9 protein-coding genes are annotated in these 8,027 nt (G+C 61.1%); 7 read left to right on the top strand and 2 right to left on the bottom strand.

The annotated features are described in order from the left end of the window. The 4 genes from E4680_RS09490 to E4680_RS09475 all read left to right on the top strand — a co-directional run. Positions 1-492, top strand: a 492-nt coding sequence (locus tag E4680_RS09490; protein ID WP_205688876.1) for a tetraacyldisaccharide 4'-kinase, incomplete at its 5' end; no start/stop codon positions are given. Beyond that, positions 485-664: a Trm112 family protein gene (locus E4680_RS09485; RefSeq protein WP_135282161.1), complete on the top strand. Its 180-nt coding sequence runs from the start codon at positions 485-487 to the stop codon at positions 662-664. The genes E4680_RS09490 and E4680_RS09485, both read left to right, overlap by 8 nt. Beyond that, positions 664-1,428 carry a 3-deoxy-manno-octulosonate cytidylyltransferase gene (gene kdsB, locus E4680_RS09480; protein ID WP_135282160.1) on the top strand — a complete coding sequence of 255 codons (765 nt, stop codon included), beginning with the start codon at positions 664-666 and terminating at the stop codon, positions 1,426-1,428. Before E4680_RS09485 ends, kdsB begins: the two co-directional genes overlap by 1 nt. Before the next feature lie 41 nt (positions 1,429-1,469). Further along, a complete protein-coding gene (locus E4680_RS09475) occupies positions 1,470-1,949 on the top strand; it encodes a low molecular weight protein-tyrosine-phosphatase (RefSeq protein ID WP_276605622.1) in 480 nt (159 codons plus the stop codon). 60 nt (positions 1,950-2,009) lie between these two features. On the opposite strand, the gene rne is transcribed toward E4680_RS09475, so the two are convergent. Together rne and E4680_RS09465 are read right to left on the bottom strand one after the other, a co-directional pair. Next, positions 2,010-4,244: a ribonuclease E gene (gene rne, locus E4680_RS09470; protein ID WP_205688875.1), complete on the bottom strand. Its 2,235-nt coding sequence runs from the start codon at positions 4,242-4,244 to the stop codon at positions 2,010-2,012. A 526-nt stretch (positions 4,245-4,770) separates the two neighbouring features. After that, the gene (locus E4680_RS09465) at positions 4,771-5,583 is read right to left on the bottom strand and encodes a cytochrome C assembly family protein (protein WP_167792464.1); all 813 of its coding nucleotides are present in this window, start codon (positions 5,581-5,583) and stop codon (positions 4,771-4,773) included. A 187-nt stretch (positions 5,584-5,770) separates the two neighbouring features. Here E4680_RS09465 and ffh point away from each other — a divergent pair, with 187 nt between their 5' ends. The 3 genes from ffh to rimM all read left to right on the top strand — a co-directional run bounded on the left by ffh (position 5,771) and on the right by rimM (position 8,013). Then, complete coding sequence (gene ffh, locus E4680_RS09460) at positions 5,771-7,123, top strand: signal recognition particle protein (protein WP_135282158.1); 1,353 nt, start codon at positions 5,771-5,773, stop codon at positions 7,121-7,123. 105 nt (positions 7,124-7,228) lie between these two features. After that, positions 7,229-7,489: a 30S ribosomal protein S16 gene (gene rpsP, locus E4680_RS09455; protein WP_135282157.1), complete on the top strand. Its 261-nt coding sequence runs from the start codon at positions 7,229-7,231 to the stop codon at positions 7,487-7,489. Next, a complete protein-coding gene (gene rimM / locus E4680_RS09450) occupies positions 7,489-8,013 on the top strand; it encodes a ribosome maturation factor RimM (protein ID WP_135282156.1) in 525 nt (174 codons plus the stop codon). The genes rpsP and rimM overlap by 1 nt, the downstream gene beginning before the upstream one ends. Positions 8,014-8,027 lie beyond the last annotated feature (14 nt).

Raw genomic sequence — 8,027 nt, 5'->3', positions numbered from 1 at the left:
CCGCTGCGCGAGCCGGTTCGGCGTTTGGCGACCGCGGATGCGGTGGTGATCCAAGGTGAGGAATTCGATATCCGGCGTCCGGTCCGACGAATGAGCCTGCCGCTTGGTGATACGCTGGATGTGGCGACTGCGAGGCAACGGCGCCCACTGGCGGCGTTCGGCGGGCAGACCGTCCATGCCATCGCCGGGATCGGACATCCCCAGCGGTTTTTCAACGCACTGCGGGAAGCCGGGTTGCGGGTAGTAGAACACGCATTTCCCGATCATTATGATTACCGGCCGCAGGATCTGGCGTTCGCTGCGGATGCGCCTTTGCTGATGACGGAGAAAGACGCTGTCAAATGCGTGGGATTCGCACCGGCCAATGCCTGGTTCGTGCCCGTCAGCGCGCGGGTAGCACCAGCGATTGATGATGAATTACTGACATGGATCCGGCAGCGACGCCCTGCTGGGACGGCCGTGTCGCCAAGGCGAGGGAAGAAAAGTGGATAGAAAATTGCTTGAGATTCTGGCGTGTCCGATCTGCAAGGGTCCGCTGATCTACCGGCCTGCGGCGGGTGAGTTGATTTGCAAAGCGGATCGATTGGCGTTTCCGATCCGTGAAGGGATCCCGGTGATGCTGGTCGACGAAGCTCGCCCCTTGTCGAGCGAGGAGGAGCGCTGATGCCGTTCAAGGTGGTTATCCCTGCCCGTCACGGTGCGACCCGCCTGCCTGGCAAGCCGCTGCGACTGATTGCCGGTCTGCCGATGGTGCAGCATGTCTATCAGCGGGCGCTCGAGAGCGGCGCCGAGGAAGTCATCGTTGCGACCGAGCATGAGCTTGTCGCGCAGATGGCGCGCTCCTTCGGCGCTACGGTTTGCATGACGGGCGAACAGCACTTGTGCGGGACCGATCGCATCGCCGAGGTGGTGGAGCAGCGCGGGTGGCCGGATGACACGGTCGTCGTCAACTTGCAAGGTGACGAGCCCACCATGCCCGCAGTGAATGTGGCCCGGGTGGCCGAACATCTGCTGACGCAGACACAGGCGCCGGTCACGACACTCTGTACCCCCATCGGAACGGTGGAGGAGCTGCTCGATCCGAATGTCGTGAAGGTGGTTCTGGATCAGGACGATCTGGCGCTGTATTTCAGCCGAGCTCCCATTCCTTGGCATCGCGACGGTGGATTTTCCCATGATGCAGGAATGCCACCGGGCCTGTGGCTCCGACACCTGGGAATTTACGCTTATCGTGCCGGCGCGCTGCGGACTTTCGCCAGTCTGGTACCAAGCGAGCTGGAACGGCAGGAATCGCTGGAGCAGCTGCGATTCCAGTGGGGCGGGATTCGGATTCATGTCGGTGATGCGCCGGCCTTGCCCGGTTCCGCCGTCGATACCGAAGCCGATCTTGAGCGCGTTGAAGCGGCACTCCGCCGCCCGTCGGCGTAGCTCCCCACTGCAGCACGCTTCACATCGGAGGGCGAAGGCACGTGTACCGGATCTTGTTTGTCTGCATGGGGAATATCTGCCGATCCCCGGCGGCGGAGGGGCTGTTGCGTGACCGATTCCAGCGGGAGGCGCCCCAATGGTTGGATCGCATCGACATTGATTCAGCGGGCACGCATCCCTATCACGTTGGCCGGTCGCCCGACCCGAGAATGCACGACGCCGCCCGCCGCCGCGGTATCGATCTGAGTTCCATGCGGGCGCGTTTGGTGAAGCCGGCGGATTTCGCCCAATTCACCCATGTTTTTGCGATGGATCAGGCGAACCTGCGTCATCTGAGAACGCTGCGACCCGCCACTGCGGTATGCGAACCCGAGTTGTTCTTGGACTTGTTGGGCGGCAGCGTACCGCAGGACGTACCGGACCCCTATTATGGCGGCGTCCAAGGATTCGATCGTGTCCTCGACTTGCTGGACGCCGGGTGTACTGCATTGATGAACCGACTGGTTGTCCAGCTTGATTGACAGCCGGCGGCGACGGGTCACGTCACCGCTGAACCGCCCTCCGCCGCGGTAGGGACTCGTTTATTCGCCTTCGGCAGTGCGCTTGAATGGATCCGACGGCAACGCGGCCTCGGCGGGTGTCGAGGACAGCGGAGTGCTGCTGGCGATGTCGCGACTTTCCGGTTGTCCCCCGCCCAGCTCGGTCTCAGGAGCTGGGGTCTGCGTGTCCGGCGCTGCTGCGGTCGCGGGGCGTCGACGCCGGCGTCCGCCGCGCCTTCCACGGCGACTCCGCGGCGCGTCCTCGCCAGTCGTGTCTGGTGCACCGTTGTCGGTATCCGTCCCCCTTTGATCGACAGATTCGTCCGTGGAATCACTAGCCTGTGGCGGTTCGGTGGGCGTCGCTTCGGCACGGTGTGCCACCGATCGCGCACGTGTAGTGCCGGTATCGGTTTCCGTCCGTTGTTTGGTGCGTCCTCGGCGATTTCCAGTGGCGCTGCGGCGGCGGCGAGTTGGCTTTTCAGTCGCCTGTTCTGCAGGGGGGGCAGCTTCGGCGGTTTCCGGTTTGTCGGGTTGCGGCTGTGGTGCGGCGCTCTCCCCAAACAGCCGATCCCATACTTTCTTCAACAGACTGCCCGATGATGCTCGGGGTTTCGCCGCGGGTGGTGCCGGTTGTGACTTGCTCCGGACCGGCGACGCTTCAGGGGTCGGCGAGGGTGGTGGCGGTGTCATCCGGACAGCCGGGGTTTGGCTCGTGCTGCGGGTCCCGATCTTGGGTTCGTATTGCGCGGCGGGCGGCGGGCTGAGCAGCTTGTAGGTGGGTTCAGCCTCACCATTGGCGCGTGATTCGTCCTGCCGGATTCGCGTCACTTCATATCGCGGCGTATCCATATGTGGACTGGGCACGATGATCAGCACGATCCCATGGCGCGCTTCAATGGTGCTCAAGGCCGCACGCTTTTCGTTGAGCAGGAATGTGGCCACAGGAACCGGAAGCTGAGCCAGAACGCGCTCCGTGCGGTCTTTCATAGCCTCTTCCTGAATCAGTCGAAGCACGGCCAATGCCAGAGATTCGACCGAACGGATCGTGCCCCGTCCTTCACAGCGAGGGCAGGTGATATGACTGTGTTCACCCAGCGAGGGGCGCAGGCGCTGGCGGGACAGTTCGAGCAAGCCGAAGCGAGAAATACGCCCGATCTGGATGCGCGCACGGTCGAGCTGGGTGGCTTCCCGCAGGCGGTTCTCGACTTCTCGCTGATTCTTGGCCGGGGTCATGTCGATGAAATCGATGACCAGCAGTCCGCCCAGATCACGCAAGCGCAGCTGACGCGCAATTTCCTCAGCTGCCTCGAGGTTGGTCTGTAGCGCCGTTTCCTCGATATCGGCCCCCCGGGTAGCCCGTGCGGAGTTGATGTCGATGCTGGTCAGCGCTTCGGTATGGTCGATGACGATCGATCCACCAGATGGGAGTCTGACTTCCCGTGCAAACGCGAGCTCGATCTGGCTCTCGATCTGGTAGCGGGTGAACAGCGGTATCGCGTCTTGGTACAGCTTCAGGCGCCCGAGGTTGTGGGGCATCACGGTGGCCATGAATTCGCGTGCCTGCTCATGGACAGTCGGATCGTCGACCAGGATCTCGTTGATGTCCGCACGGAGGTAGTCGCGCAGGGCCCGGATGATGATGTTGCTTTCCTGGTAGATGAGAAATGGCGCCTGCCGTTCGTTGGCGGCTTGCTCGATGGCGCGCCACAGTTGCAGCAGATACCCGAGATCCCATTGCAGTTCCTCGGGCGTGCGGCCCATTCCGGCCGTGCGTACGATCATTCCCATGCCTTCCGGCACGTCCAGATTGCGCATGATCTCGCGCAGCTCGTCGCGATCTTCACCCTCGATACGCCGGGAAACGCCACCCGCCCGAGGATTGTTTGGCATCAGGACCAGATAGCGTCCAGCCAGGCTGACGAACGTGGTCAAGGCGGCACCCTTGGTGCCGCGCTCTTCCTTCTCGACTTGAACGACGACTTCCTGTCCTTCGTGGAGCAGTTCCGCAATGTTCAGCTTGCCGCCGGGTTCGGTGCCGCCCTTGAAGTAGTCGCGGGAAACCTCCTTCAGGGGCAGGAACCCGTTGCGCTCTGCGCCATATTCCACAAAGCAGGCGTCCAGGCTGGGTTCGATTCGGGTAATGCGGCCTTTGTAGATGTTGGCTTTTTTTTGTTCCCGGGATGGCGTTTCGATATCGAGATCGAATAGCTTTTGTCCGTCAACCAGCGCAACCCGCAACTCTTCGGGTTGTGTGGCATTGATCAGCATTCTTTTCATAAGGGGGGTACTCTTCGGTGCCCGCCGCGTTTTCCGTGTCCGTGCGTGTTTGCGCCGGGCCGGTCCGGAGCGCTGCAGCTGGGGCCATGCGGATCAAGCATGAACCAGCCGTTGCAGTCATCGGTCTGACTCCTGAACGTTCGGCGGCAGCGGGAAATCGCCTAGGCATGCAAATTAAGGATATTCGGTGAGGGAAGCTTTCCTTGCCAGTCTGGCAAGAAGGGGGTTCCCAACGTCAAAACCAGAATCCCGAGGTGGCGCTGCGCGCGGGTACTCGCGTGCGCGGCGAACGCGTCGATCGTCATGGAAGCGGTCATATCTTGCCCGTTCAGACCTCAGGATTTTCCATCGTCGAATCGCTGTCCTGGTAGACAGTGCGGCGGCTGGAATGGCTCGAACTATAGCAATCGGGACGAGGCGCATCAATGCAAAAAACAGCGCGATCGAGTTGTCGCGGAACGGTTGAGCCCATCCCTGAGTCGGATGAGACGTGACAGGGGCGTCGCGAAGCCCTCTGGGACGTTCTTTATCCCCATTGCCGCCCGAGCAGTGTTTCCAGCACGAATTTGCTGCCGAAATAGCCCATGGTTAGGACTGCGCCGCCGCTCAAGGTCCAGCGAACAGCCACTTTCCCGCGCCAGCCGAATCGATGATGCCCCCACAGCAGCATCCCGAGGATGATCCAGGCCAGTATCGACAACACGGTCTTGTGAACCAGATGCTGTGCGAACAGATGCTCGACAAAGACCATTCCGCTCAACAACGCCAGCGACAGCACGAAGAATGCGAGTCCAATGAGCTGAAACAGCAGCCGCTCCATGGTCTGTAGCGGGGGAAAAACGCGAACGATGCCGTTGGTGCGATGCCGGTGCAGTAGATGATTCTGGATCATCAGCAGGATGGCTTGGGCGCCGGCAAGGATGACCAGGCTGTAAGCGATGCTGGCGGTCAGGATGTGCAGCTCAACCGGTCCGCTTGCCACTGTGCCCGTTGCCCCGGTCGCATGCGGACGATAGAGCAGCACGGAGATCGCAAGGATGGGGAAAAGCAGGATCCCCAGGTTCTCCAGTGGAGCCCGCATCGACCCCAGCAAGAGCAGTAGCACCAGTTGCCATCCCATCAACAGGATGACTCCCGAAAAACCGAGGTGGAGACTGGCTTGTGCGAGGACCGGAGAGAGCATCAGGGTGTGCAGTACAAAACCCGCTGCCGCCAGAGTTAGCGCGCCGGCCTTGCCTGCCGGGCGGCCGTTGAGCATTCGCCAGGCGCGCCAGAGCAATACCGCGGTGCTGCCGAAGTAACTCAGCGCGACAGCCGGTGCAATCCAGTAACTGTTCATCGTCGATATGCCGCCATGGGTTATACGGCATGATGGCATAACCTGACTGAAGCGTGCCACAAGCGGGCGGATGACGATTTCCGGTGTTTCGGGTAACGTAAACAGTTACCGTTGGCGCGGTCATCGCGCCGGATGACGGCCCGATTCGTCTCTCTATATCGAGCTAATTTTTGAGTAGTAATCTGACATGTTCGAAAATCTGACCGAACGCCTCAACCGAACCCTGATGCAGCTGCGGGGCCAGGCGCGCCTTACCGAGGAAAACATCCAGCAGGCGCTGCGTGAGGTGCGCGCGGCCTTGCTCGATGCCGATGTTGCCCTTCCGGTCGTCAAGGGGTTCATCGATCAGGTTCGCGAGCGGGCGGTGGGGCGCGAAGTCACGACCAGCCTGACCCCGGGCCAGGTTCTGATCAAGGTCGTCAATGAGGAATTGATCCGTGTACTGGGCGAACACACGGCCGAGCTGAAGTTCAATCACCGTCCCCCAGTCGTCATCCTGCTTGCCGGTCTGCAGGGGGCGGGCAAGACCACGACGGCCGCCAAGCTCGCGAGACATCTCAAGGAGCGTCAGCGCAAGAAATCGCTGCTGGTCAGTTGCGACGTCTACCGCCCGGCGGCGATTGATCAGCTGCAGACCTTGGCGCAGCAGGTCGGAGCAAGTTTTTTCCCGAGCAGCACCGATCAGGATCCCGCAGAAATCGCCAAGGCGGCCCTGGCGCACGCGCGACTCAAATTCATCGACGTGCTCATCGTCGATACCGCCGGGCGGTTGCATATCGACGCTGACATGATGGCTGAGGTGCGCCGCATTCACGAGGCGGTTTCGCCGCATGAGACCCTGTTCGTCGTGGATGCCATGACGGGTCAAGACGCCGCTAACACCGCCAAGGCCTTCGACGAAGCCCTGCCGCTGACCGGCGTCATTCTGACCAAGACCGACGGTGATGCGCGTGGAGGTGCTGCCCTGTCGATTCGGCAGATCACCGGCAAGCCCATCAAGCTGATGGGCGCAGGTGAGAAGACCGACGCGCTGGAGCCATTCCATCCCGAGCGTGTGGCCTCTCGCATCCTGGGCATGGGGGATGTATTGACGCTGATCGAGGAGATCGAGCGCAGCACGGACCGCGCCAAGGCCGACAAGCTGGCAACGCAGGTGCAGAAAGGCAAGGGGATCACGTTGGAGGACTACCGCGACCAGCTGATGCAGATGCTCAACATGGGCGGGGTCAAGGGAATACTCGAAAAGTTGCCGGGATCCATGAAGATACCCGAGACGGCACGCAACCAGGTACAGGACCGAGATATCCGGCGCATGGTTGCGTTGATCAATGCCATGACGCCGGTCGAACGGCGGCGTCCGGAGATCATTCAGGCATCGCGCAAGCGGCGCATCGCGAGTGGTTCGGGTCTGCAGGTTCAGGATTTGAATCGGTTGCTCAAGCAATTTGAACAAACCCAGAAAATGATGAAGCGCATGACCAAGGGTCCCATGGGTAAACTGCTCAAGGGCGGGCGGCTGCCGCCGGGTATGGGTTTTTGATTGCGCTTTGCTCACCAGTTTAGATAAAATCGCCCGTTTGAAAGGGGCTGGGTTGTCCGCACGGACAGCGCTGGCTGGATCCCAATCTGGAGGTTCAAGGGTTACATGGTCACCATTCGTCTTGCTCGTGCCGGCGCCAAGAAGCGGCCGTTCTACCACTTGGTCGTCACAGATGGCCGCAATCGGCGTGACGGTCGTTATCTGGAACGGATCGGTTTTTTCAATCCTGTTGCGGGCGAAAAGGGCGAAGCGTTGCGCGTCGACTTGGCTCGGGCTCAACACTGGATCGCTCAGGGTGCCCAGCCCTCCGAACGTGTCGACCAGTTGCTCAAGCAGGCGGCGAAAATGAGCGAAGCCAGCGTCTGATGCCGGGCAGTTCCGGCGGGGCTGCGGTCGAACGTGTGATTATCGGACGACTTGGCAGTCCGTTCGGTGTGAAAGGTTGGATCCGGGTACATTCCCATACGCGTCCTGCGGAACAGCTCTTTGATTATCCCCTATGGGGGCTCGGTGAGTCGGGCGAACTTCGCGAGTTGGCCGTTGAAGCGGCTCAAGCTCAAGGGAAAGGGTGGATCGCAAGATTGGGGGGTATTGCTGATCGCGATGCGGCTGCAGAGCTGACGGGCGCTATGATCAGCGTTCCCCGGACGATGCTCCCAAGAGCCGAACAAGGTGCTTATTACTGGATTGATCTCATTGGTCTGCGCGTTGTGAGCACCCAGGGCTTTGACTTCGGGCGGGTAGATTCGTTGATGGAGACCGGTGCCAATGATGTGCTGGTGGTGCACGGCGATGCGGAACGGTTGATTCCTTTCGTACAGCCCGACGTCATTCAGAGGATCGATCTGAGCGCCGGTGTGATCGAGGTGGATTGGGATCCGGATTTTTGAGTGGGAACCCGGAG

The sequence above is a fragment of the Candidatus Macondimonas diazotrophica genome (genome assembly GCF_004684205.1).
Lineage (GTDB): Bacteria > Pseudomonadota > Gammaproteobacteria > UBA5335 > UBA5335 > Macondimonas > Macondimonas diazotrophica.
Note: the sequence above shows the minus strand (reverse complement) of the source record. Positions and strands in the feature narration are given on the sequence as shown.

Excerpts from the sequence above, each read along its gene's own strand:
- kdsB (WP_135282160.1), top strand. The coding sequence starts at position 664 with ATGCCGTTCAAGGTGGTTATCCCTGCCCGTCACGGTGCGACCCGCCTG.
- rne (WP_205688875.1), bottom strand. The coding sequence starts at position 4,244 with ATGAAAAGAATGCTGATCAATGCCACACAACCCGAAGAGTTGCGGGTT.
- rimM (WP_135282156.1), top strand. The coding sequence starts at position 7,489 with ATGCCGGGCAGTTCCGGCGGGGCTGCGGTCGAACGTGTGATTATCGGA.
- ffh (WP_135282158.1), top strand. The coding sequence starts at position 5,771 with ATGTTCGAAAATCTGACCGAACGCCTCAACCGAACCCTGATGCAGCTG.
- rpsP (WP_135282157.1), top strand. The coding sequence starts at position 7,229 with ATGGTCACCATTCGTCTTGCTCGTGCCGGCGCCAAGAAGCGGCCGTTC.
- E4680_RS09465 (WP_167792464.1), bottom strand. The coding sequence starts at position 5,583 with ATGAACAGTTACTGGATTGCACCGGCTGTCGCGCTGAGTTACTTCGGC.